The sequence below is a fragment of the Leptospira abararensis genome (assembly GCF_016918735.1).
Classification (GTDB): Bacteria; Spirochaetota; Leptospiria; order Leptospirales; family Leptospiraceae; genus Leptospira_A; species Leptospira_A abararensis.
The window spans coordinates 1-24,180 of record NZ_JAFFPR010000019.1 but is presented as its reverse complement, the minus strand read 5'-3'; the positions used below and the strand labels follow the sequence as shown (position 1 = coordinate 24,180).

General features: G+C 38.2%; 23 protein-coding genes. 7 read left to right on the top strand and 16 right to left on the bottom strand.

Going from position 1 to position 24,180, the window contains the following annotated elements:
- Positions 1 to 11: 11 nt before the first annotated feature.
- Genes JWG40_RS05835 through JWG40_RS05825 form a run of 3 tightly spaced genes read right to left on the bottom strand, consistent with a single transcriptional unit; the run spans position 12 to position 3,189 of the window.
- Positions 12 to 773: an ABC transporter permease gene (locus JWG40_RS05835; RefSeq protein WP_205284919.1), complete on the bottom strand. Its 762-nt coding sequence runs from the start codon at positions 771 to 773 to the stop codon at positions 12 to 14.
- Positions 770 to 1,696, bottom strand: a complete 927-nt coding sequence (locus JWG40_RS05830; protein WP_205284918.1) for an ABC transporter ATP-binding protein — start codon at positions 1,694 to 1,696, stop codon at positions 770 to 772. Before JWG40_RS05830 ends, JWG40_RS05835 begins: the two co-directional genes overlap by 4 nt.
- Positions 1,693 to 3,189: an ABC-F family ATP-binding cassette domain-containing protein gene (locus tag JWG40_RS05825; protein WP_205284917.1), complete on the bottom strand. Its 1,497-nt coding sequence runs from the start codon at positions 3,187 to 3,189 to the stop codon at positions 1,693 to 1,695. The genes JWG40_RS05830 and JWG40_RS05825 overlap by 4 nt, the downstream gene beginning before the upstream one ends.
- Before the next feature lie 190 nt (positions 3,190 to 3,379).
- Between JWG40_RS05825 and JWG40_RS05820 the strand changes: the two genes are divergently transcribed.
- A complete protein-coding gene (locus JWG40_RS05820) occupies positions 3,380 to 4,120 on the top strand; it encodes an adhesin OmpL37 family surface protein (RefSeq protein WP_205284916.1) in 741 nt (246 codons plus the stop codon).
- A gap of 17 nt (positions 4,121 to 4,137) precedes the next feature.
- On the opposite strand, the gene purT is transcribed toward JWG40_RS05820, so the two are convergent.
- From purT to JWG40_RS05790, 6 genes are all read right to left on the bottom strand, one after another.
- Positions 4,138 to 5,313: a formate-dependent phosphoribosylglycinamide formyltransferase gene (purT, locus tag JWG40_RS05815; protein WP_205285011.1), complete on the bottom strand. Its 1,176-nt coding sequence runs from the start codon at positions 5,311 to 5,313 to the stop codon at positions 4,138 to 4,140.
- 75 nt (positions 5,314 to 5,388) lie between these two features.
- Positions 5,389 to 5,859 (bottom strand): ankyrin repeat domain-containing protein, encoded by a 471-nt coding sequence (locus tag JWG40_RS05810; RefSeq protein WP_205284915.1) that lies wholly within the window; start codon positions 5,857 to 5,859, stop codon positions 5,389 to 5,391.
- A complete protein-coding gene (locus JWG40_RS05805) occupies positions 5,856 to 6,719 on the bottom strand; it encodes a helix-turn-helix domain-containing protein (RefSeq protein WP_205284914.1) in 864 nt (287 codons plus the stop codon). Before JWG40_RS05805 ends, JWG40_RS05810 begins: the two co-directional genes overlap by 4 nt.
- Before the next feature lie 27 nt (positions 6,720 to 6,746).
- Entirely contained in the window at positions 6,747 to 8,951 is a 2,205-nt protein-coding gene (locus JWG40_RS05800) for a heavy metal translocating P-type ATPase (RefSeq protein ID WP_205284913.1), read from the bottom strand.
- Positions 8,935 to 9,138, bottom strand: a complete 204-nt coding sequence (locus JWG40_RS05795; protein ID WP_205284912.1) for a heavy-metal-associated domain-containing protein — start codon at positions 9,136 to 9,138, stop codon at positions 8,935 to 8,937. Before JWG40_RS05795 ends, JWG40_RS05800 begins: the two co-directional genes overlap by 17 nt.
- Positions 9,131 to 9,565 (bottom strand): hypothetical protein, encoded by a 435-nt coding sequence (locus JWG40_RS05790; RefSeq protein WP_205284911.1) that lies wholly within the window; start codon positions 9,563 to 9,565, stop codon positions 9,131 to 9,133. The genes JWG40_RS05795 and JWG40_RS05790 overlap by 8 nt, the downstream gene beginning before the upstream one ends.
- A 110-nt stretch (positions 9,566 to 9,675) precedes the next feature.
- Between JWG40_RS05790 and cueR the strand changes: the two genes are divergently transcribed.
- Complete coding sequence (gene cueR / locus JWG40_RS05785; protein WP_205284910.1) at positions 9,676 to 10,065, top strand: Cu(I)-responsive transcriptional regulator; 390 nt, start codon at positions 9,676 to 9,678, stop codon at positions 10,063 to 10,065.
- Between the two features lie 15 nt (positions 10,066 to 10,080).
- Here the strand turns inward: cueR and JWG40_RS05780 are convergent, their stop codons facing one another.
- Positions 10,081 to 11,184, bottom strand: coding sequence for an SGNH/GDSL hydrolase family protein (locus tag JWG40_RS05780; protein ID WP_205284909.1), 1,104 nt, complete (start codon positions 11,182 to 11,184; stop codon positions 10,081 to 10,083).
- A gap of 47 nt (positions 11,185 to 11,231) precedes the next feature.
- On the opposite strand from JWG40_RS05780, the gene JWG40_RS05775 reads away from it, so the two are divergent.
- Together JWG40_RS05775 and JWG40_RS05770 are read left to right on the top strand one after the other, a co-directional pair.
- Positions 11,232 to 12,638, top strand: coding sequence for an LA_3751/LA_3752 family putative glycosyltransferase (locus tag JWG40_RS05775; protein ID WP_205284908.1), 1,407 nt, complete (start codon positions 11,232 to 11,234; stop codon positions 12,636 to 12,638).
- Between the two features lie 69 nt (positions 12,639 to 12,707).
- Complete coding sequence (locus JWG40_RS05770; protein WP_205284907.1) at positions 12,708 to 13,628, top strand: FxLYD domain-containing protein; 921 nt, start codon at positions 12,708 to 12,710, stop codon at positions 13,626 to 13,628.
- A gap of 53 nt (positions 13,629 to 13,681) precedes the next feature.
- Here JWG40_RS05770 and JWG40_RS05765 read toward each other — a convergent pair whose 3' ends face one another.
- A complete protein-coding gene (locus JWG40_RS05765) occupies positions 13,682 to 13,987 on the bottom strand; it encodes a hypothetical protein (protein WP_205284906.1) in 306 nt (101 codons plus the stop codon).
- A gap of 186 nt (positions 13,988 to 14,173) precedes the next feature.
- On the opposite strand from JWG40_RS05765, the gene JWG40_RS05760 reads away from it, so the two are divergent.
- On the top strand, positions 14,174 to 14,386 hold the full coding sequence (locus JWG40_RS05760; RefSeq protein ID WP_205285022.1) for an STAS domain-containing protein: 213 nt from the start codon (positions 14,174 to 14,176) through the stop codon (positions 14,384 to 14,386).
- Positions 14,387 to 14,468: 82 nt separating this feature from the next.
- Positions 14,469 to 15,569, top strand: coding sequence for a hypothetical protein (locus JWG40_RS05755; RefSeq protein ID WP_205284905.1), 1,101 nt, complete (start codon positions 14,469 to 14,471; stop codon positions 15,567 to 15,569).
- A gap of 3 nt (positions 15,570 to 15,572) precedes the next feature.
- Here JWG40_RS05755 and JWG40_RS05750 read toward each other — a convergent pair whose 3' ends face one another.
- From JWG40_RS05750 to JWG40_RS05730, 5 genes are all read right to left on the bottom strand, one after another.
- Positions 15,573 to 17,009, bottom strand: a complete 1,437-nt coding sequence (locus tag JWG40_RS05750) for a PAS domain-containing sensor histidine kinase (RefSeq protein WP_205284904.1) — start codon at positions 17,007 to 17,009, stop codon at positions 15,573 to 15,575.
- Between the two features lie 4 nt (positions 17,010 to 17,013).
- Positions 17,014 to 18,255 carry a hybrid sensor histidine kinase/response regulator gene (locus tag JWG40_RS05745; protein ID WP_205284903.1) on the bottom strand — a complete coding sequence of 414 codons (1,242 nt, stop codon included), beginning with the start codon at positions 18,253 to 18,255 and terminating at the stop codon, positions 17,014 to 17,016.
- 141 nt (positions 18,256 to 18,396) lie between these two features.
- Positions 18,397 to 21,516 (bottom strand): HAD-IC family P-type ATPase, encoded by a 3,120-nt coding sequence (locus JWG40_RS05740; protein ID WP_205284902.1) that lies wholly within the window; start codon positions 21,514 to 21,516, stop codon positions 18,397 to 18,399.
- A gap of 107 nt (positions 21,517 to 21,623) precedes the next feature.
- Positions 21,624 to 22,043: a hypothetical protein gene (locus JWG40_RS05735; RefSeq protein ID WP_205284901.1), complete on the bottom strand. Its 420-nt coding sequence runs from the start codon at positions 22,041 to 22,043 to the stop codon at positions 21,624 to 21,626.
- A gap of 14 nt (positions 22,044 to 22,057) precedes the next feature.
- Positions 22,058 to 22,861, bottom strand: coding sequence for an SDR family NAD(P)-dependent oxidoreductase (locus tag JWG40_RS05730; RefSeq protein ID WP_205284900.1), 804 nt, complete (start codon positions 22,859 to 22,861; stop codon positions 22,058 to 22,060).
- 271 nt (positions 22,862 to 23,132) lie between these two features.
- On the opposite strand from JWG40_RS05730, the gene JWG40_RS05725 reads away from it, so the two are divergent.
- Positions 23,133 to 23,822 (top strand): hypothetical protein, encoded by a 690-nt coding sequence (locus JWG40_RS05725; protein WP_205284899.1) that lies wholly within the window; start codon positions 23,133 to 23,135, stop codon positions 23,820 to 23,822.
- Positions 23,823 to 24,180 lie beyond the last annotated feature (358 nt).

Sequence of the window (24,180 nt, the reverse complement as noted above, 5' to 3'; positions counted from 1 at the left end):
TGCTCAAAACTTTAGTTTTTGATTTTATATCCTGTGCGAAAGATAAGCCAAGTTGCAGTCAAACAAACTGTCAAAAATACAAGAATCATTGAAATACTCACGGAAAGTGCCACATCGGCCCTTTCAAAAAAACTATAACGAAACCCACTGACCAAATACAATACAGGGTTAAACATACTCAATTTTTGCCAAAAGGGAGGTAACATTTGGATGGAATAAAAACTTCCTCCCAAAAATACCAGCGGTGTGATGATAAGCATAGGAATCATTTGCAATTTTTCAAAACTATCCGCCCAAATTCCAATCACAAACCCAAACAAACTAAAACTAATGCAGGTTAATACTAAGAAAAAAACCATGAGGATGGGATGATCGATTCGAATCGGAACAAAAAAGGATGCAGTAATGAGCATTAGCACTCCAAGCATAAGAGACTTGGTAGCCGCTGCTCCCACATACCCAATCACCACCTCCCACATAGTCACTGGTGCCGATAGAATTTCATAAATGGTTCCACTAAACTTAGGGAAGTAGATTCCAAAGGAAGCATTGGAGATACTTTCTGTGAGGAGAGACAACATCACAAGACCAGGAACTATGAAACTTCCATAATGGATTCCATCAATTTCCTGGATCCTTGAACCGATGGCCGATCCAAATACAATAAAGTATAAAGAAGTAGAAAGGACAGGAGAGGCAATACTTTGTAAAAGGGTGCGAAAGGTTCTAGCCATTTCAAACCTATAAATGGACTTAATTGCGTAAAAATTCATACAGCCTCCTGTAACAACTGAACAAAGATTTCTTCAAGAGAACTTTGTTTTGTACTCAAATCACTAAATTGGATTTTGAGTTTTTTCAAATCATCCAGAAGTTTGGTAATCAAACTGCTGTCATCCGATCGGTCATAAGTAAACACAATGGCGGAATTTTGATCCACAAGTTCCAATTCATACTTCGATAGGGACTTGGGAATTAGTTTTATAGGTTTTTTTAGTTCAATGCGGAGTTGTTTGGTTCCGAGTTGTTTCATGAGCCGGTCTTTGTTTTCTGTTAGGAAAATTTCACCCTTTCTGATCACAGAGATTCTATCGGCAATCGATTCCGCTTCTTCGATGTAGTGTGTGGTAAGAATGATGGTAACACCGTTTTTTCTAAGAGATTCGACAATCTTCCACATATCCTTTCGTAATTCCACATCCACGCCGGCACTCGGTTCATCTAAAAAGAGTATACTTGGTTCGTGTGACAACGCTTTGGCGATTAACACTCGACGTTTCATACCCCCTGACAAGGTCATAATCTTTTGGTCTTTTTTGTCAAAAAGAGAAAGGGATTTTAATACTTCTTCGATGTATTTTGGATTGGCAGGTTTACCATAGAGCCCTCTCGTAAAGGAAACACTCGCCCAAACGGTTTCAAAGGCGTGGACACTGAGTTCCTGGGGAACAAGGCCAATAAAGGATCTGGTTTTTTTGAAATCTTTAATGATATCAAATCCACCTACATTCACCTCACCAGTGCTTGGTGATACAATTCCACAGATCAAATTGATCAGGGTTGTTTTTCCTGCTCCATTGGGGCCAAGGAGAGCGTGAATTTCGCCCTCTTTTACTTCCCAATTTACATTTTTTAGGGCCTGGAATCCGTTGTCATACGACTTGGAAACTTGTTTTAGAGTGAGGATAGATTTCAAACGGTTTCATCCTTCCAGCCAATGTCTGTGAGGAAGTCGTCATAACCCCCGTCATAAACAAAAACTCGGTCATCATCGAATACTATCAGTTTTGTGGCTACAGCGCGCAAGTGCATTTCGTTGTGTGTGACCATGATGACAGAACCATCAAAGTTATCAATAGCCTCAATGAGAGAGTCACAGGACTGCATATCCAAGTGGTTTGTAGGCTCATCCAGATACAACAAGTGGCAAGGAGCGACCAAAATTTTACCAAGTAAAACCCGACTCTTTTCTCCCCCGGAGAGAACCTTGATTTTTTTTAAGGCAAGGTCTTCGGAAAACATAAGTCCACCAGCAATGTTACGAGCTTTCCCTTCGGAACAGTTTTGGTCAGCACTCATAATTTCCTGTACAACCGTATTACTTTCGTTCATGTTCAGTTTGTTGGTTTGGCCAAAATACCCTTCCTTCAAAATCTGATGTTTTTTAACCTCACCAGTGACTGGACTTAGTTCTCCAGCAATTAACTTAAGCAAGGTGGACTTTCCTTTTCCGTTTTTCCCGATTATACAAATTCGGTCTTCGGGACCGACACTGATAGAAAAGTTTTCAAATAGAAAAGGTGCCTTGCCATTATAAGAAAAAGAAACTTCATCCACACTCAACATCTGACTTGCATTGAAAGGAGCACTGTTGAAATAAAGTTCCATATCTTCAATATTGTCGAGTGCTTTCATTTCCCCCTGTTTCTCTAATCTTTTGACGCGGGACTGAGCACGGCTTGCAAAACTTGCTTTGGCCTTAAACTTCGCAATAAAGATCTCTTCTTGTTTGCGTTTTTTGGCTTCATTTAATCTCGTTTTTTCGTAGATCTCTTCTGCTTGGTTGATCTGTGTGTATAACTTTTCAGTATCCCCTTGCACCTTGATGGCTTTGGTTCTATGAATGGCAACAGTATGTGTTACCACACTGTCCATAAAACTTCTATCATGAGTGATAAGAATAATTTCACCTTCCCACTCTCGCAAAAATTCCTCTAACCAACGTATGGTGACAATATCCAAATAGTTGTTTGGTTCATCTAAGATAAGCATGTCCGGAGCTGAGACAAGGAGTTTGGCTAAGTTCATCCGAATTTGGTATCCACCAGAAAATTCATCTGGACTTCGTTCCATATCTTTTTCCGAAAATCCAAGACCGAATAAAATTCGCTCTACCTTCCAAGTTTCATATTCGTCTCCTTCGGGAAGGCCGAGGGCACATTCTTCCAAAACTGTGGGTTTGGTAAAAACCAAATGTTGTTCCAAATGCCCGATACGGTATCCCTTAGGGATGGTGATGTTTCCTGAGTCAGGTTCCGTTTTTCCTAAAATGATTTGGACCATGGTGGATTTTCCATGTCCATTGCGCCCCACAAGACCCACACGTTCGCCACGGTTCACACTGAATTGTAAGTCATCGAATAGAACATTGCCGTTGAATTGTTTGTTTAAACCTGATACTTTAATCATATAATTTCTGAAGGTTTCCCTTTTTCGTATAAAACCAGGATCGAAAAAGAACCGGATACGACGAGTAGAATCGAAAAGAAATTCGCTCAGTTTCCCGAAGAAAAGTAAGCTCCGGTGGACATAATGAGAGGGAAACCCACGAGTCAGATTATGGACTCTTTTTCATACCTCCAGATTCCGAAACTGTACTGTGCGAACTTTTCTTTTTCGACTCACTAGTTTCCTATGCCTCAGTTTTGGCAGTGGAAGTTATGCCAATGGCAACTTACAAGTGGCCTTTGGTGCAGAAGAAAACTATCTTTTGGTGCGTTCGCTTGATTCCAGTGTCATCCACCTAGGCAGTCCAGAAGAAAAGGCCGAGTACAAAGAAATCATTGATGAGTATTTGCGTTTTAAAAGCCTCCACATCCAAGGAAAATACAGTGACGCCTACTTGGCGGTTAGGTCCACCCAATACAAACTCATCCAACTCTATGACAAAATTCTAACTAAAAATTTAAACCTGGTACGTTCCGAATTAATTTTACTCGGAGGGAAATCACGAGATAAAGAAAAAACTCAAACAAGGGCTTTTTTACGTCTCGCACTTCGAGATATCAGTGAAGCCGAACAGAAGTTAGTGATGGCTAGGAACACCCGCCCTCTTCTTTACCTATTAAAACTTCGAGAGATGTTATTTGCCTTAAAGATTTTAAAACATGCAGGGAAATTTGTGGTCTTTTTAAACCTTTTGCACGATGGCAAGTTTATGGATTCCATTGAGGATTCTGATTTTGATTCTATAGAATCAGAGCTCATTCGTGGGTTTGGAAAAGGGACAAACAAACTACTCGCACTTCATTATGATAATTCCTTTCTTCCTTTTGGCGAAGAAAGTATCTACGAATCTATGATGACCAATTTTAAATCCCTCGAAATCAAAAAAGACTAATCGATCACAATCGAATTTTATTTTTTTAGTTTGATACAATCCCGAGCCCTGTTGGCTTTTTCTTTCGCTTCTTCGACTGTGTTTCCAGTAGCTAAACTAACACCCATTCGACGTTTCCCATCAATTTCTGGTTTCCCAAAGATTCGGATATCCACTCCCCTAAATTTTAGTGCATCCTCAAGACCAGTATAAACTGGTGCTTTGGTTTTTCCTTCTAAAAGAATTGCGGAACTGGCTGCGGGAGTGTGGAAAATAAGCTCTGGAATTGGGAGTCCAAGAAGGGCTCTGGCATGGAGGGAAAATTCTGAAATATTTTGAGAGATGAGTGTCACAAGACCTGTGTCATGCGGTCTCGGAGATACTTCACTGAAATACACTTCGTCCCCTTTCACAAAGAGTTCTACCCCAAAAATGCCCATCCCTCCAAGACCAGTGGTGACGGCTTCTGCAATTTTTTCTGCAGCCAAGTGCGCTTTTTCTGTCATGGGTTGAGGCATCCAAGACTCCACATAATCCCCGTTCACCTGCCTATGCCCAATGGGAGGCAAAAAGGTAGTCCCACCTATATGTCGTATGGTGAGAAGAGTGATCTCAAAATCGAAGGATATAAATTCTTCGATGATCATTTTTCCTTTACCAGTCCTTCCTCCTGTTTGTCCATACTCCCAGGCTTTCAAAATATCGGACTCGGTGCGCACAAGGCTTTGTCCTTTTCCAGAAGAGCTCATGATGGGTTTGACCACACAAGGAAATCCAATCTCTCGAACTGCTTTTTGAAAGTCCTCTTCGGTATCAGCAAAAAGATATTTGGAAGTTTTTAAACCAAGTTCTTTGGACGCAAAGTTACGAATCCCTTCGCGGTTCATAGTTAAGTTCACGGCTTTGGCAGAAGGGATGACTCGAAAACCTTCGGCTTCCAAACGGACTAACGTTTCTGTATGGATGGCTTCAATTTCAGGGACTACAAAATCAGGCTTTAACTCTCGTATGGTGGCTTCTAGTTCCTGTGGATCGAGCATATTGATGACCCGAGATTCCTGTGCCACAAACATGGCCGGCGCGTTTGGATAACGGTCTACTGCAATGACATGAACACCTAGGCGGTTTGCTTCGATAGCAACTTCTTTGCCAAGTTCTCCTGATCCGAGGAGTAAAAGTTTTGTAGCAGTAGGAGTAAAGGGTGTTCCGATCATAATCACAAAGATTGGGAACTGGGCCATTCAGACAAACAGATTATGGCCACCCTCCTAAGAAATCAGATATGGGAGTTACATTAGGTAACGTTTGCCCAGTTTGTCCCTTTGGTAGATATTGGCACCCATTCGTATGAGAAGATCAGAAATTTCACCAAGACCGTCAAAACTATTGGCAATATGAAGGGCAGTAACCCCACTTGGGTCGGCGACATTAGGATCGGCGGCAGAGTTAAGTAATACTTCAACTGCTTCCCCATTGCCAGACTCTGTTGCTTTGTGTATGGGATACAAACCCATGTTATCTGGTTGATTAGGATCCAAACCAAGAGATAATAATTTTTTTAAATAATAAATATCGGAAACTTCTGTGACCGCAAGCCCAAGAAGTAAGGGCGATTCTGATACCAAAACTTCTTTTAGATCTGCATCGGATAATAACAAATCAAACGATTCTTTGTCTTCTCTCGTGATAGCGGAACACAATGTGCGTAACCTGAGATTAAACTTTGTTTTACCAACGAAATCAATTATGTTTTGTATCATGTTTTTATCCTATCATCATCTGACGAATCATGCTTGTAAAAATGGGACATTTTTTCATATTCTTTGAACCATTCGTTGGGAATACTTCCAGAAATTCTTTTGAAATCGTGATTGAAATGGGACTGGTCAGAATAATTGAATTCCTGGGCCAAGTCGGTAAACCTTAGGTCTGGATTATTTTTTCGGTAATGTTCCGGATTTCGGACCATTTCCAGTAACCTGTGCACTGTTCGGTATTCAGAAGGAGCCATACCCACGATTTCTTTGAACTTACGATCCAATTGTTTTCTAGAAATTCCCAATTTTTTGCAAAGACTTTCAATGGAAGTGGCAGCTCGTGTGAGCTCCAAAAGCGCAAACCGAATGTAGGTGGGTATTTCTCCAGGTTCTCCGGGATATTGTTTTAGAAAGTTGGTTAGAAATTCTGAAATCCCATCTTCAGATAAAAAATTAGAACTTGAATTTCCTGTTAACATAAATTTGTTTTTGATTTCAGAAATTTCACCTAATATAAGTTCATTGAATATTTCTGGAAACTGATTTTGTAATTCATCCCCTCGATTGGAAAATAAAGAATACATTCCCCCTACATAAAACCTGATCGCAAATAAAGAAATTTCGGATTCAGATAAAATTCTCCACCTTCTTGTCTGTGGCCCGACAATGTGAAACTTTGGTAATCGGATCAGTTGTCTATCTTCTGTTTCTACTAGAGGCGGGTTTTCCAAATGAAACACCATCTCACACTCGTAAGATGGCAGAATCCATGGGAGTTCGCGGACATTCACTCCCTTCCAAATCCAGAATTCTTTTACCGAAGATTCTAAATGGGAGGGAGGTTTTAAAAAAGAGATATCCAAAAATTTACCATCTCTTATATTTTCGTTTTATTTCCAACGACTCATACGAAGGGCATTAAAAACAACCGACAGAGAGCTGAATGCCATAGCAGCTCCACTCACCCAAGGAGCAAGTAAACCCGATGCAGCAATCGGAATTCCGAGTAAATTGTAACCAAGAGCCCAACCAAAGTTTTGCCGAATATTGATGACAGTGTCTTTACCAATATGAATGAGATCCACAATTCTTTGGATGTCTCCATTGACAAGGACTACATCAGCAGTGTTAATCGCAACATCAGAACCTGTTCCCATCGCAATCCCCACATCAGCCGATGCAAGGGCCGGTGCATCATTGATTCCATCTCCTACCATAGCGGAATGCACTTTGTTCGTTTTCAGAGTGGTAATGATTTTTGCTTTCTCTTCAGGCAGGAGTCCTGAAAACACAGCAGAAATCCCAACTAAACGAGCAATTTTTTCGGCCGATGTCTGATTATCACCTGTTAGGAGGACAGGTTCCACTCCAATGGATTTTAATTCTAAAATGGCGGCCTTTGCCTCTTTACGCAACCTGTCTTCAATGCGAAAAACCACCATCCCTTCCCTTATTCCTCGAATCCCAACAAAAACCAAACTGGATCCATCCTCTGTCCAAGGCTTAATTGATTCTCTTATGGCATCAGAAATTAAAAATCCATTTTCTTCCACAAACGTCTGTTTACCGGCAATGAGAACCAATCCATTTTGTTCGGATTGGATGCCACCTCCCGGAAAAGTTTTTGTCGAAACCATTTCAGAACCTGTTTGGTATAGGTTATTTTCTTTTCCATAACCAACGATGGCCTTGGCCAGTGGGTGGTCGGATGTTTCTTCCATCCTCACAATCGCTCGTAAAACAAGATCCAAGTTTGTAGAATCGAATCCCAAATAGGTGCTCTCCGTTACTTTTGGTTTTCCTTCCGTAAGAGTTCCTGTTTTATCAAAAGCAATCCAATTGATTTTAGAAACAGATTCTAATGCTTCGGCACTGCGAAAAAGCACTCCCCTTTTAGCCGCACGCCCTGTCCCCACAAGTAACGATATGGGAGTGGCAAGGCCGAGGGCACAAGGACAAGCAATCACGAGAATAGCAATGCTTGTTTCGATGGCCGTTGTGACCACCCCCGGTGTGAGCATGAAGTACCAAACCAAAAAATCAATGATACTGATACCTACGACAACGGGGACAAAATACGCGGAGATTTGATCAGCAATCCTTTGGATGGGAGCTTTTGTGCCGAGAGATTCTTCCACAGAACGAATGATATGCGAAAGAGTGGTATCATTTCCAACTTTCATTGCTTTTACAACCAAAGACCCACTTCCATTCACTGTTCCACCGAGAATTTTATCGCCCACATTCTTTTCCACAGGCATACTTTCACCAGTTAACATGGATTCATCGGCAAAACTTTCCCCTTCCGATACAATTCCATCCATAGGAAACCGTTCGCCTGCCTTCACTAAAACCAGGTCTCCTAATTTCAAATATTCATTAGGGACTTCCGTCCAAACTCCATTGGATTGAACCGTAGCTGTTTCTGGGCGAAGTTTAAGGAGAGCATTGATCCCATCGCTACTTTTCCCTTTGGCATAATGTTCGATCCACTTACCGCCAAGGATAAAGGTAATAAGAACAGCGGAGGTTTCAAAATAGAGATCCTTTCCGAACACACTGTACCCATAGGCTGCGCTTGTTCCGATAACAACAAGAACATCCATATTGGCTGATCCATTTCGTAATGCACGATAGGCAGATTGGTAAAAGGGAAATCCAATCAGAAACTGCACAGGAAAGGCAATTGCCATTTGCACAAACCGGTCCATTAGGAAATGTGGCATTGGCATAAAACTAAGGAAACTAAAATGAGTAACCATAGCATAAAACAATGGTAAGGAGAAAAATGCAGACAAGAGAAAACGGATCTTTAGATTCCGAATTTGGTCCTTTTGTTTTTTTTCCGTTTCCGATTGTTGATTCACATCATGGACAGTTGCTGAATAACCAAGGGACTCTACCTTTTCTAAGAGGGAAGTTAGCGCTACAGAATCAACACTTCGTAAAAAAACAGATTCACGAGCAAAATTAACTCGAACATCCGATACACCTTCCATTTTAGAAAGGCCCTTCTCGATTCGAAGGGCACAATTGGCACAGGTCATACCAAAAAGATCTAATGTTCGTTCGGTGGTATTATTTGACGTTTCCAAGGGAATATCCATCCTCACTCAAACGTGACCGAAGACTATTTAGCTCCGCATCCGTTAGAGTTTCTTTCACGGTTACAATATTTTCTTCTATGTTAGCAGTTGCTTCTTTACCGATTTCAGCGAAAACTTTTTCTACCGTTTTTTTGCAATGCCCGCAAGTCATTCCTTCTACTTCATAATTAACCATGATGATGCTCCTTCTTTTGTTCTTTCGATTCTGTTAACGGAAGTTTGTATTTTACATCCGCACCTTTTTGGAAATTCCATTCTGGGGAAAGAATGAGTTCACCTTCCTCCACCGAACTTCCCCTCGAAATTTCACAATAAAAATGATCTGGGTGACCGGAACATTTCAAAGGAAATTCTTTCCCTTTCGAAACTACCTTACCATGCAACTTTGAATTTTTGGAAGTCGGATTTTCAAAATTAATATCGAGTAGATACACCTTAAATCCTAAGTTTTGGTAAGGAAGTACTTCCGTATGAAAAGCTCCCGGCATGGCGATCACACCGCCGTGGGGACCTGGTTTGTGTTCCCCGTGAGCAGCTATCTGTTGCGAACTCAAAAACATTGCAAAAATTGCAAGTTTTAGTAAATTTTTGATTGGTTTCATAGTAACTCCTTTGTTAACATAAATCCAGTCTAAACCTTCCAATCGTTGGAAGGTCAATAGCCGATTTGATTTTTTTATCGTTTTTTTTAAGTTTTTTTTGGAGGATTCAAATGAATATTGGAGAACTTTCTAAAGAATCAGGAGTCAGCACTAAACTCATTCGCCATTATGAAGGGATTGGTTTAATTCCCGAAGCAGGCAGAACGGAAAACGGATACAGATCTTATAGTTCCGATGACATTCATTATTTACGGTTTATCAAAAGATCCAGAGAACTTGGGTTCCCACTCGAAGATATTAAAAGTTTGTTAGGACTTTGGAAAAATAAATCGCGGAGTAGCAAACAAGTAAAACAACTTGCGGAAAAACACTTGAATGAATTGGATTTAAAACTAAAACAATTAAAAGATATGTCCGATACCTTAAAAAACCTCGTCAAACATTGTCATGGTGACCATAGACCTGATTGTCCGATTTTAAAAAAATTAGAGCAAAGTTAAATGGGACCAATCAATCTATAGTTTCTGTTTTAGAATATTTGCAATCAAACGAGTAGCAGTTTCATTCAAATGAATGTCTTCCTTTTGTAACAGATCGGACCTGTATCGCATATATTCCCTCAAATCAATCAAGGGAATATTTTTTTTTCGAGAAATAGCTTTTAAGTCGGTTATGAAATCAGAATCCGAATCAATCCATTTTGGATTCATCACAAAACCAATCTCTTTGTAAATTTTAAATCTGATTGGATCATATTCCACTTCTAAAGGAATATAAACCATCACCAATTCTTTTTTATCTACCAGAACTTTGCCATACAACTGTTCTAATACTCTGTTCCATCGATTAAAATTGGTTTTAGCATAGGTTTTAGTATCCAAAGATCCACTTAAATAATCAGGGCTCAAATTATATAAACCTCTTAAGGTAATAAACTCTTCTTTCACCCTATTCGAACTTTTCTGTTTTTTAATTTCTAACTTGGATACTCTTTCTAGTTCCGACTCCATTCGTTTCTGAATGGTTTGGAAATATCTTGCTTTCAAATAAATGCGACTTTGTTCAGGAAAAAAAAACGTTAGAAACTGGATATACCAAGTTTGTTTTTTCACATAATGTAAATAGTCAGGAGTATCGCCTGTTTCATAAATATCATTTCCATAGATGAACAGATAAACTCGATCAAAAGAAATATCGGATTTTATGGTTTGATACAAGGAGAATTCATTTTCTAGCGTGAACCCAGGGATACCGGCATTAGTCCAATGGCAGTCAGTCTCTCGGTTGAGTATTTCGGAAAAGGTATCCTTCCAAAAAATTCCTGAACCGAAGGTTTGCGAATCACCTAACAACAGGTATTTACAGCTGGCCTCAGGTTTGAAACTTCCCTCACGGATACCCCATTCCCCAATTTTCCCCATCTCCCGCTCGCCCAATCGAAAAAAAGGAATCTCTCTATTTTTGGGAAAGTGGTAATGACCATATTTAGAATCAAAACACAAACTAATAAAATCAAAAAAAAGAAAAGAAATGATGGAAAGGACAAACAAACAAAATACAAAAAGTCCGGTAGGCAGTTTCTTTAGGCGGAAGAGAGAGGGGAAGGGAACTTTTTTCATTGCCGAACGTAGGAATTTCGAAACCATGTACCTGTTTTTGATTTCATATGATACAATCCAAAAAAGCAATTGGTTTCTTCTGTAGTTTAGCATTTTTGGCATTCGTATCTTTTTATTTTTCCGCCAGAGGAATCCTTCCATTTAGCGATTTTGCGCTTTTAGAATGGCAAATGAAATTAGCCGGCCAAACTATATTCGATTTACCTTACCTCCACCAAACACAGGATCCCAGTTTTTCCTTTTTCCCTCTGCCAGATCTTTTTTTCCAACTTACCAAGGGAAAAGCTCATTCGACATTCCCCAACTTCTATCCATTTATATTTTCTCCCTTACTTAAACTTTTCGGAATTGTTGGCATCACTATCACCCAATTTATTCTTTTTGCTAGTGCTATTTACATTTTCCATCAAATCAAAAAAGATGCAATATCCACATTACTATTGTTATTTGGATCAAGTCTCCCGATTTATATTTTTCTAATTCATGAAACAGTTTTAATTTTTTTCTTTGAAATTTTAATTTTGTTTTTGTACCATAAAAATCGACCAATGATAGCCGGGATTATTTCGGCACTAACGGTTTGGATTCGACCTGAGATGGGTTTGGTTTTGGTTTTTATCCCCTTTTGTTTTTCTAATCACAAAAGCAAACTTCGTTATGGTATTTCCATTTTAATCGGATTACTGATCATTACATTTGGAAATTTATATACCACCGGCTTAGTTTTGCCTCTAAGAATGGCGAAACATTCCGATTTTCAACTCCGCCCAGAAATCATCCTTTACCTAACAAAAACTTGGATCGAGCAGGCTCCCATTTTTCTTTTATCCTGTTTATTCTTTTTGCGATCTTTTTTTTTCAAACAAATTTCTTATCCAATAATCCTTTTATTTTCGTTAACCGTTGTTACATTGTTCTTGGCCCCAAATACAGGTGGGCATAATACACCTCGCTATTTATATGGATTCATTCCCCTCTATATTCTGATTTTAAGAAAGGACAACGAGCCGATTCCCTTTCTTTCCTACCAGTGGACATTTCTCTTAACCTTAATCTCTCTTTATACTATTTGGAATCTAAATAGTCAAATTAAAGAGCTAAAAAAAATATCCAAATTCCAATTGAATACCTTAGACGAATTACGTAAGTTAGATGACACTGTTCTTTTGTTTAATAATTCTGATTTTTCTTTTGTTGTTTTACCTTTACTCGAAGAAAGCAAAGATATACTTCTCTTAAGAAAGGATTACGATCCCCAAGTTTTAGCAAGGTTACTGCAAAACGAAAATATAAAATCGTTTACCTTTTTAGAACTCCCCCCTTCTCCCTTTAAGCTGCCTGATCATCTTATTTTTTCTGATTGTACAAACAAATGTGGTTTTTACAAAAAAGAGACAGCCCTCTTACCAAATGCACTTCTACCGATTATCCAAACTCAATACCTTCGAAAATAGGCAAAAGAAAGATATTTCCCAATTTGTTTTCTCCTTGGATTTTCAGTGGCTCATGTTTGAATTTGTCATATGAACCCCAAACAATGTCCAAGTTGTGGTAGCACCAATTTATACCAAGAATCGGCAACCATCTATCGTTGTGGAGATTGTTTTGATAAATTGCCTACGGGGGGAATGGTAGACTTTCCTCCGACAAAAGTGTATGGGACATCCAAACAAAATTCGCAAACTAAATCTTTTGGAAATTGGAAAAACCTCATTACTGGAAGCATGGTCGCATGGCTTGTGTTAGGGTCTTCTGCATTCACCTATTATCAAAAACTAAAATCAGGGTTAAATCTCCCACAAGAAGAGGAAACTGTATCTATTCCCATGGATCTCAATGGAGAATCGACGGAAATCACTCCCGAAGGAGAATTCCAATTTACCACAGCCATACCAGATGGAATTGGTAATGAGTATATTGTAGGAACATTCACGAACCAAAGTGGCCATCAACTTCTTATGCCCAAATTCACTGTTGATTTACTAAATGATGAAGGAATAAATATTGGAACTAATTTTGGATATGCTGAAAAAAATGTGGTGGCAGATAGTGAATCTGTTAGTTTCCAAGTTCTAATCGAAAAAGTACCAAGTTATTCTAAGTTCGATATCCATGTAACAGCAACTACGATTCTAAGCGAGACAAATCGACCTGAACTTTCCTTAAAACAGATTGATTTCAAACGAAACCAATACAAAGAAATTGTGCTCTTTGGGAAAATTCAAAACAAAAGTAAATCTACTGTCAATTTCACAAGAATCACATGTCTTTTAATCAACAAACAAGAAAAAACGATCGATTATAATACAATGACTCTAGAAAAGGAAGATTTTTTACCAAAGGAATCACAAAACTTTGAAATGATCTTTCCTCGAGCAAAACAGTTTCCAAATTCTTATTATTGCGAAACTGATGCAATTGTAAAAGAAAATACAAACCTTTAGTGAGTTTATTTCTTTAACTGATGGAGAGGCTGAAAAAAACGTTGGATGAACATTTAATCCCAATGTTTGTGCAAAACTTTATAAAAATTATCGATAGATTTTTCTAAGTTATGGGATCGCCAATACGGGTTGGATTCTAAACTGTCTTGAACCGATTTTACGACACTTCGGGTAAAACTTGTACGATCAATTTTGGATCCTTTTTCCAATTTTTCGAAGTTTGTATTTCTGAGAGATAATTCTTTTTTGATCGCCGTCGAAATGACAACAACCGCTTCATCTGCAGTTAGGCGGTGCTCCATAACGAGTAACTCTGCTGCTTCTTTAATTAATCTCAACTGTCGATCACTTACGGACATATAGTACCAAAACCAATCTCATCACAAAAGAAAATCAAAAACAATTCAGAAACAAAAAATTAAAATGGAAAAATTCTTTCAAAATATCCGATAGAATAAAAATAGATTTAAACCTTGGCAATTGTAATCGAAATCAAGAACAATGATCTCTCTTTTGATGGACTCAGCGGATTCCGGGAAAGAATTATGTCTACCATCCATCATACAAAGGAAGATGTTGTCTTGGACTTTACTGAGATTTCCATGTCTTTGGATAGTGCTACAATCGGCGAGTTGATGAAGTTTCATTCCGCACTCGAATCACAAAATTTACAGCTGCAGATCCGTGGGGTAAACAAACTCATCCGCACTGTCTTTCGCCTAAACAAACTCGATACAATCCTACATCTAATTGATTAGAGCTACGTAAGAGTACCAATGTTTGCCGGTCTTCCGGACAAAACAATGGTTGGTATGAACTAAGCTTTTCGTCTCATTCTAGATGAAACCACTCAGACTGATTTTTCTACTATTCCTTCTGACTAATTGTTCTCATAGAAAAACAGACTCTCTCCTTTGGCTCATTCCCCTGCTTGGAAATACAAATACAATCCCAACTCCAGAGGAACCGATTGGTGCACCAGAAACCAACATCCCTACTACGATCCAACTGACCATCCTCCCGTCGGAATCAACAGAAATCTTTTGCCCACTTTATGGTGGCCTATTTCTTCAATACACACAAGGGGAAGAAAAAACATGCAGCTCTTCTGAATTCGACCCTAGTTGTATCAGCATCAAAACAAACGAAAATGGATCGCAATTTCGATTAGATCCTAGATCTTACATAGGAATCGAATTTCCTACAAATTTGGAAGTGGGTAATAACAAATTTCCTTCTGACAAAAAATCAGACCTGTTTTGTTTTCTTCGACCCATTCCACAAGACACAAACCATATAGAAATGTATAGTTTTCAAAACCAAACCAAAGACTCCACACTGAACAATTGTTATACCGAATCGCAAGAAAGTCGTTGTGTTGATTCATTTCCAATTTTAGGAAAAGCAGAGTTTACAATTCCAAAAGAATTTCCAATTGTGATAGCCGATGGAAACGGACATGCAGGCTCCCATACATTGGAACTAAAATTTATAACTGAGGAAAATCTTTATACAACTTGTACATATATTGGTAACGAACATAAGAGCCTTCAAGGATTTACTTCGAACGCATACATTTCAGGAAGTCTAGAGTCCACAGGTAAAAATGGATATTGTATTCAATGTGAATCAAACTATTGTAATTCAATTGATCCAAATACGGGAATAGTGATTCCCTCCATTGAAGTAAATAGATTTATGATTCCGGTAGGTGAAACCATTGTAGTAAAAGGAGAAATTTCCTTATCGGTAATCAAAGGGCAAGGACCTTTTAAACATACCGTTCAGTGGACTATCGAAAACTTTAAGCAGATTCTGAATTTTGAAGAAATCAGAATCTTACCAGCTAATAGTATATTTCTTCTTTGGTTTCTAATTCCATCCATAGTGATGATTTTCTATTTTTTGCATAAAAAATGGAAACATTGGATGCGAAATTAAAAGTCACCGAACTGGAAATACTAAATCAAACTGAACACTTTGTCCAGGTCGAACTTCCACCTTTCCTTTTAACTGCTGGACCAATAAATTCATAAGTTTGATTCCAAATCCAGACTCGGAATTTTCTAAGGAATAAGTGTCGGGAAGTGGTTCCCCATCATCACTATATAAAAATTGGATCTGCTGATCTGTTTTTTGTATTTGGATCTTAATTTCTCCTGAATCTTTTATCAAAAAAGAATGTTTCACAGAATTACAGATTAACTCATTTAAGATGATCCCTAGATTACTTGCGATATCTGGTTTCACAATGATAGGTTCATCAGCAATAAATTTAAAACGAATATCCTTGGGATATGTTGTTAGGATCTGGCCTACTAGGTTTCGAATGTAATCTTTGAGGTCAATTTCATTCGGGTTTTTCGACCTATACAGTCGATCGTAAAGAGCCATCATACTTCGCAAACGACCTGCTGCTTCCTCAAATTGTTCCCTTAACTGTGGATCTTGATAATAGTTAGATTGCATTTTCAAAAGACTAAAAACAGAAAAAAGATTATTCTTAATTCGATGGTGGACTTCTTGCAGAAGCAGTTCTTTTTCTTGCAATAACTTAGTGACCCTTTCTTCCGATTCGATGGTTCGAGTGATTAAAGTATGCAAAGCAACAAATCGATTGATATTTCCATCAATCGATCGTAGAGGAACAATAGTTGCACTTACCCAATAGATAGACCCACTTTTGGTTCGATTTCGAATCTCCCCTTTCCAAACATATCCATTTTGTATCATATGATACATTCGTTCAAAAAAATCAGAAGAATGAAATCCTGAGTTCAACAAACGATGGTTATTTCCTATTAACTCTTCACGAGAATACATTGAAATTTCACAAAATCTATCGTTTGCATAGGTGATATTTCCATTTCTATCAGTGATCGTAATGACGGCATGTTCATCGAAAGCAAATTTTAATTGAGAAAATTCAAACTGAGACATTTTCAATTCAAAAAAACTTTGATAATGTAACTCGGAAGTGGTTTGCACTTTCGTAATCGGTTTTGTGTGTAACTTAAATTCTATTCCGAGTTCTTCCGTAATATCACGAGCCACAACTATGATTCTTTTGTTTCCATTGGAATCTAACTTTAGTTTTCCGCGACATTCGCAAGTCAAAAAATGCCCATTTCTATGGGCGATTCTCCATATCCCTTTGGTTTCAGATCCAGGTATTTTCAGAAGAGACATCTTTGTACGCAATTCACTTCGATCGTCTGGATGAAAGAATTCATCAACTGAACGACCAAGGATTTCATGTGACTCGTAACCTAATTTATCTTTGTGAAATGAGTTTGCATATCGGATCCTTTCAAAATTATCCAATTCACAAACTAAATCAGGGATATTCGAAAGTAGGTCACTATAATTTGTTTGAAACATACAGCTAAATTTTTATCGCAGGTAATGAAAATTGAAATGCAACTTTAGTAATAGGACTATCATTCCATTCCGAATGGTCTATGACATTGTGAACAGACAATTTTCCATCATGTTTCTTAAAACAGGAGTCCACATAACTAAGTCCCAACCCAAAATCCAAAGTTCCATACATTTCAAAAACATTTTTCGATAACCGATAGAATGGTTCAAAAATTAAATTTTCGTATTGGAAAGGAATCCCGTAGGTTCCATCTGCATTCGAAGTTGGTTGGTTATAAATCACACATTTAAACCAATTGTTTTCAACATTTGTTACGAGAGTAATATTGGAATCGGGTTGTGAAAATTTACATGCATTGGTGATAATTTCCTTAAACGAGGTTTCTAAAGAAAATCGATTACAGGATACTTTAAATTTTGAATGATTTGGTTTTAAGTCACTTATTAGAATCTGTTGGTTTTTTAAAACCAGGATTGGTTTCAAGTCCTCGAGCCAAATCAGTAGCTTCTCGTATAAATCCTCGCAAGAGTATTCCTCGAACTGCATCGGGTTAGATACCATCAGATCAATGGCCGAGAACATCTTGAGTGCTTTCTCTGCCATTTCTGTGTTGATCTGAATTAACTCCATCAAGTCAGATTCTATTTGGTAATGATTCCCTTCTTTAACAGTAGTATCAGCTACTAATTTCAATAGAGTCACAAGGGCACCAAAACCTGCTCCTTGACAAAAACTATTTTTTAAACTCTCAAATAGGTTTTGGTTCAATCGATTGAACTCACCTCCAGCCATTTTTTCTTTCCACTGTATCCATTCTAAATGACCTTCCAACCGGAGTTGACGTTCTCTCTTAGAAATGGTTTCCATTCGTTTCATCTCATAAAATTCAAATGCTCTTTTCAGTTTGATTGAAATTTCATGTTCTTCTAATGGTTTTACCAAGTAATCGTAAATTCCCAATTTCATTACGTTCACAATCAACTTTGGGTTAACATGTGAAGTTAACATAAATATCACTGGTTCACTATCTTCCGACTTTAATTCTTGGATTAATTCGGCCCCGTTTAAACCAGGCATTTCATAATCAGTAATCACAACAGGGAAAGGATTTTCTAAATAAAAACCTAAGGCTTGTTTTCCATCACTGGCAAGTGTCACCTTATAACCCAATGCGGACAAACTGTCCTTAATATATGTGGCTACTACTAGTTCATCTTCAGCCAAAAGCACTCGTTTTTCTTTCAATTAATCTTCCCGAACTTACATAAAGCTATCAAATGTTACATGTTTATTTCAATAGTTCTATGGTCAACAGATACGAGCGAATGAATCATCAAAGCAAAATAAAAATCAATAAATTTCTCTTTTCCAGTCAATAGAATGATTCTAAGTTTTAGAGAATCGCTTCCTTCTGAAATATTTTATGATCTCTGAATAAATCACCATCACAATGGTTCCATGAAATGCAAAAATATATACATGGATTGGAATGGGAGCAAAATAATAAACAGAACTTAGATTAGTATAAAAGAAAATCGCACAAAGAAATAAAGAGAAACCGATTCCTATCCAAATGATTCGATTGGAAAACAAATCCATTTGAAAAATAGATTCCGTCCGTGATCGTTTGCTAAGCACATTCGCAATTTGGACTGTGATGGTCGGAAAAAAGAAGGCCGTTAGCGACTGAAGATACTGGGGACTTGCTTCTGCCATGTTTAATCCATTAGGAGAGAGAGGTAAAACACCATTACATTCTGTATAAACAAAATAAAGATAGGTTGTCAAACAGGAGAAAAAAAGAATCATTCCCTCTACAAGGTACGATCTCAAAATAAATCTAATGGAAATTAATTTTTCATTCCGATTTCTAGGTGGCCGGAACATAATTCCTTTTTCTGGTGGCTCTGCCCCTAGACCCATGGCCGGTATCAAATCCGTTCCTACATCCACAGCGAGAACACCCATAACAGTCATAAGCAAAGGAAAGCCTGGAAACAACGCCCAAAGTAAAAATGGAATTAACTCTTGTGGATTAGAGTTCAGAACGTACGAAGAAAATTTTCTAATATTATCAAAAACACCTCTACCTTCTTCGATAGCATCAACAATGGTTGCAAAATCATCATCGACTATAATCATCCTGGCAGCCTCTTTAGCAACTTCCGTTCCTCTTTTCCCCATCGCAATACCAATGTCAGCTTTTTTAAGTGCAGGGCCATCATTGACTCCATCTCCAGTCACTGCAACTATTTCACCTAACTCTTGCAACATTGAAACAATTCTTAACTTCTGAGAAGGGGACACTCTTGCAAATATGGGTTCTCCTTTTCGAATCCACTCTTTTAAAGCAGTATCGTTCATTTTGTCCACTTGTACACCGGTAATCACAACTGGGGTTTCACCTCCAATGCCAATTGACTTACCAACAGATTCTGCTGTTAAGGGGTGGTCCCCAGTAATCATCAATATCCGAATCCCTGCTGTGTGGCATTTAGCTATGGCATCGGGAACTTTAGGGCGGATGGGATCGGCAAGGCAACAATGGCCCAAATAGACCATAGACGACTCCACTGAATCTAAAACAGATGAAGTGACCTCTTCTTCTATCAACTTGTAAGCGAAGGAAAGAACACGATATCCTTGGCTTGCTGAATGATCAGAGGCCTTTTTTAATTTCAAACACTTATCTTCATCTAATAAAACTACAGAACCGTTTTCATACACATGAGAACAAATAGAAAGAATTTCAACGGGACCACCTTTGGCATAAGCAGTTGTGAAATTATCTCCTTTCACAACAACACTCATTCTCTTTCTCACCGACTCAAATGCATTTGTATGAATTCTTTCACCTTCATCACTGGCAAGTCTACCTTGAGATAGATATAATAATGCAAGTTCTGTGGGATCACCCATCGGTTTTGGATCTAAAACTGCATTATTACAATGATAACCACAGCTTAGAAAAATTTGATTTCCTTCTTTTTTCTCCAACTCTTGAGGTGTCAAAGTATTTGAGTCAAAATAGACTTCGATGACTCTCATTTGATTTTGAGTTAGTGTTCCCGTTTTATCAGAGCAGATAACAGTTGTACATCCCAGAGTTTCTACACTAGATAAATCTTTTAGGATTGCATTTCGTTTTGCCATTCGAGAAACACCTAAGGCTAAAGAAAGAGTGACCGTAGGTAGTAATCCTTCTGGAACGTTTGCTACAAAAATCCCTATAAAAAAAATGAATGCTTGGACAAAACTTAAACCCGCGACCATGTATCCCAAAAAAAGGAATACAATCCCAATCACAAAAGCAAATAAAGAAATAGAGATAACTGTTTGTTTTAATTGTTTTTGTAACGGACTTTCATCTCTTTTGATTTTCGAAGTGATTCCGGCAATTTGACCAATCTCCGTTGATTGTCCTGTTCCAAACACAATTGCTTTTGTTTTCCCTTTAATGAGAGAACTTCCAGCAAAAAGGATATTGGGCATTTCCAACCAAAGAAATTTTCCTTCTAAAACAATCTCACTATCTGATTTATAACGTCTCGCAGAAGTGGACTCACCTGTAAGGGAAGAATTATCAACTTCTACATCTTCTGATTCAATGATACGGCAATCTGCAGGTACAATATCTCCTTCTGAAAGGACAATCAAATCTCCGGGAACAATATCATCCGCAGGAACTGTTGTAGTCTCTCCATCCCGAATGACAGGACATTCTTGTGCCAATAACTTACGTAAGGCTTCCACCGCATGGTCAGATTTAGATTCTTGAAAAAAGGAAAAGATTCCATTGATCACTACGACAATGAAGATAGCAATCCCCAACTCAGGCATATCAACACCGGGGACAAAACATAAAACTGTGGCAACCCACAATAGGATTGCAAATAAACTAAAAAAACTTTTAAAAAATTTCCAAATGATTGGTGTAGACTTTTCATTTTCGATCGCATTCTTTCCAAATGTTTTCAGTCGAATATTGGCTTCCGATTGGCTTAGCCCAGTTTTCAAATTTGTTTGTAATTCAAATTCAATCTGTGATTGGTTTAAATTTTTGTAACTTGGCTTCATCTCTGATTCGCCACGTTGAACTACAGACAAAACCATAGATTCAGTATCACATTTCAATAAAGCTTCAAAAATCTGAGGTAAAAGGGAAGATAGGCCATGTAACAAACGTAAATGGAGTGAGGGTTGGGTTTCCGGAATCATTTGAAATAAAATCAAATGGACAAGCCTTCCTTCTAAAAGAATTCCTTTGGGAATTAAAAACAAAAAGACTTCAGGTGTTTTAATATGTCGGGAACGAAAATGAGGAAGTAAAATATGAGGGCCAAGACTTCCGAACAGACTGTTCGGAAAAGATTCCATACGATTTCGTAAATCCTCTTTTACGGGATCTCCTTCTACCTTTCGCAATAATTCTAGACTAACATCCTCCCAATTTTTGGCGTCAGGAAGAATTTGAATGGAATTAACATTTAGATATTCAAGAAGCATACTCCAACCAAACAATCTTCAAACGCATATTCTATCAAAATATCATCACTTTTTCAGAAATGCTATTTTTATACCCATCCCAAATTCCCTTAAGAAGGGTATTTCAGTTACTGAAAGATTTCTTTTGTGGCTTTCGGATAACGGGACTGGATCCCATCCCACCAGACATCCGTACTGAAGGCAGCTGATTCAGAGATTTGCCATTTCCCATTTGTTTTTTTGAACAATGCTTCCACATGGCAACAGTCATAGGGTATTTCTTCCGATAAAGAGATTTCCTTCCCATCTTTTCTCTTAGCGGTTCCACGAAACCAAGCATAATCGCCAGAAATTTTAAAATGTTCCACAACAAAAATAAATTCTTGTTTTAACTCATTGGAAAGGTTTGTTCGCAAAAGATCTAATAAGTAAGTTCTTTCTTTCTCGTTTGCCTTTGTTTTTGTTTTATAATCAAGAACCGAACTATCACCAAAAACTCCAAATGTTAGAAATAGAATCATTCCAAAGGAATAAAAAAATCGTTTCAAATGAGTAGTCTCCTCTATCTTACCTTGGCACTTTGAATCATCTTAAAAAATAAAGATGGGTAAACCATTTGTAAAAACAATGCAAATTTTTCTTTGATACCAGCAATGACTACCTCACGTTGTTTGTTAGCCACAGCATGTAAAATTCGATGAGCACATAACTGAACCGGTAAACCTGCAGCAATCACAGAGTCCATGGTTCCCGTAGAAGATCCATCTCCCTGCAGTGCATTTTTAGAGATATTCGTTTGAATAAAACCTGGATACACCATGGTCACATAAATACCAGATTTTTCTTCTTCCGAGCGTAAGGAATGGAAAAACCCAACTAACGCGAATTTGGAGGCAGAGTAAGCAGATCTAAGGGGACTTCCAATTTTACCAGCCACACTTGAGATCACGGCAAAATGAACCTCTTTTTTGCCTAATATTTGGGGAATCATTGCCCGAGTCATCTCAGCAGCACCATAAAAATTAGTTTTCATAATCTTTTCTAGTGTGACTAAATTAGTTTCTTTTGTTAAAGACCTTTGGCTGATACCGCCATTATGGATGACTACTTTAGGAATTCCATACTTTTGCAAACAGCGTTTTGCAAAACCGGCTGTCGATTTGTAATCTTCTAAATCTAATTTTTCAACAGCGTAACGACCCTTCTCTAGATGGAGTTCTTTTGCGATGGCCTCTAGATCTTTTGTCTTTCGAGAAGCAAGTAGAACCTTTGCTTTCTGTTTGTAAGCTTGAGCCACTAATTCTTTTCCGATCCCAGAAGAAGCACCTGTGATCCATACCCATTCATCTTGGTAAAATTCGCTCATAGAGTTTCCTTCTTGTATCCCTGCTCTCTTTTCCTAAGAATTCTATTCTATAGGGAAATCCCACAACTTGTTTTTATCAGATCAGGGATTTCGAACAAAAAGAATGAATTACTAAAAAATTGAATTCTGTTCTTAATTTCAGGTCCTTTTTACATCTTTAATTAGGATTGACAAAGATACCGAAAGATGCAATAGTACATCGGTTAGTCAATAAATTGCTTTCACTACATGTAGTAGTATGATCTACATCCGAATCTTACAGAAGGATATCATGGCACTTCGTTCTCACTTCATAAAAAGAATCATTTTTTCATTTGCACTTATCTGTTTGGCCTCGCAATGTAGGATGGCCGATTTGAATAACCCGAGCGACGCTCTATCTGATGAATTTGTCAAACGATCGATCCTCTCGGAATTCGTTCGTTACCTTTTGAGAGAAAAAGCACTACCGGATGCTTTGGTGCTTTTGATGCATAAGGCGACAGTTCCGTATGAAGCCGGTTTTCGGGTTTACCGCGTAGATCCTGATACTGGGCTAACTGGAGAATACGTGAGTGATATCAGAGCGGCAGTTACAACGGCCTTCCCAGGCTGCCAGCCATTGCGAATTTCAATACCGCCTAGTTCGAGAGATATAATTACCTTTACAGGCTCCGGTAGTGATCGAATCGCCGTTCATAAGTATGGAATAGATCGCTCACTGACATTCGTGCAAGACCAGAATGGTTTTGGTGCTCCCGGCTTGGCTGCATTTAGCGCAGACGGAACTACTATGTACTCTACCAATTCCTCTTCGAATCCGAATTCAGTTAACCGTTTAAACCGAGATTTAAATTCAGGCTCTATAATCTTAAACAACGCAGGTGCATATCCTTTTTCCGTTGGGTTCCATGACCAAACTAGTGGAGAAGTTATCGGTTGGTGCTGCCGCTGTGTAGGCAGGGTCTGGAGAAAATGGTGAACTTGGTAAAACTTGCATATTCCCATCAACGTCATATCTAAATCCATAAATAGGATTAGATGCGTTAGTCGAAGTCATATATAAAAGTCGATTGGTATCAGACAAACATAGATTATTGTGTGATGATGGATTATCAGCTGGATTGAAAGGGTTACCTCCGACGAGAGAGACTAAGTCGGGGGCTACCTTTTTGTGAACATAGATTCCAACAGGTGTACCAAGTGTAGTTGCTGTAAAAATGATTCCATCTGTATTACTCGATCGAATGGAAGAAGGCGAACACCCAACGGAAAAAGGATATGCACCTGCGTTGTTTAAGATTATAGAGCCTGAATTTAAATCTCGGTTTAAACGGTTA

Excerpts from the sequence above, each read along its gene's own strand:
- JWG40_RS05810 (WP_205284915.1), bottom strand. The coding sequence starts at position 5,859 with ATGATACAAAACATAATTGATTTCGTTGGTAAAACAAAGTTTAATCTC.
- JWG40_RS05790 (WP_205284911.1), bottom strand. The coding sequence starts at position 9,565 with ATGAAACCAATCAAAAATTTACTAAAACTTGCAATTTTTGCAATGTTT.
- JWG40_RS05825 (WP_205284917.1), bottom strand. The coding sequence starts at position 3,189 with ATGATTAAAGTATCAGGTTTAAACAAACAATTCAACGGCAATGTTCTA.
- JWG40_RS05765 (WP_205284906.1), bottom strand. The coding sequence starts at position 13,987 with ATGTCCGTAAGTGATCGACAGTTGAGATTAATTAAAGAAGCAGCAGAG.
- JWG40_RS05750 (WP_205284904.1), bottom strand. The coding sequence starts at position 17,009 with ATGTTTCAAACAAATTATAGTGACCTACTTTCGAATATCCCTGATTTA.
- cueR (WP_205284910.1), top strand. The coding sequence starts at position 9,676 with ATGAATATTGGAGAACTTTCTAAAGAATCAGGAGTCAGCACTAAACTC.
- JWG40_RS05835 (WP_205284919.1), bottom strand. The coding sequence starts at position 773 with ATGAATTTTTACGCAATTAAGTCCATTTATAGGTTTGAAATGGCTAGA.
- JWG40_RS05725 (WP_205284899.1), top strand. The coding sequence starts at position 23,133 with ATGGCACTTCGTTCTCACTTCATAAAAAGAATCATTTTTTCATTTGCA.
- JWG40_RS05730 (WP_205284900.1), bottom strand. The coding sequence starts at position 22,861 with ATGAGCGAATTTTACCAAGATGAATGGGTATGGATCACAGGTGCTTCT.
- JWG40_RS05770 (WP_205284907.1), top strand. The coding sequence starts at position 12,708 with ATGAACCCCAAACAATGTCCAAGTTGTGGTAGCACCAATTTATACCAA.
- purT (WP_205285011.1), bottom strand. The coding sequence starts at position 5,313 with ATGATCGGAACACCCTTTACTCCTACTGCTACAAAACTTTTACTCCTC.
- JWG40_RS05775 (WP_205284908.1), top strand. The coding sequence starts at position 11,232 with ATGATACAATCCAAAAAAGCAATTGGTTTCTTCTGTAGTTTAGCATTT.
- JWG40_RS05795 (WP_205284912.1), bottom strand. The coding sequence starts at position 9,138 with ATGGTTAATTATGAAGTAGAAGGAATGACTTGCGGGCATTGCAAAAAA.
- JWG40_RS05760 (WP_205285022.1), top strand. The coding sequence starts at position 14,174 with ATGTCTACCATCCATCATACAAAGGAAGATGTTGTCTTGGACTTTACT.
- JWG40_RS05755 (WP_205284905.1), top strand. The coding sequence starts at position 14,469 with ATGAAACCACTCAGACTGATTTTTCTACTATTCCTTCTGACTAATTGT.
- JWG40_RS05780 (WP_205284909.1), bottom strand. The coding sequence starts at position 11,184 with ATGAAAAAAGTTCCCTTCCCCTCTCTCTTCCGCCTAAAGAAACTGCCT.
- JWG40_RS05740 (WP_205284902.1), bottom strand. The coding sequence starts at position 21,516 with ATGCTTCTTGAATATCTAAATGTTAATTCCATTCAAATTCTTCCTGAC.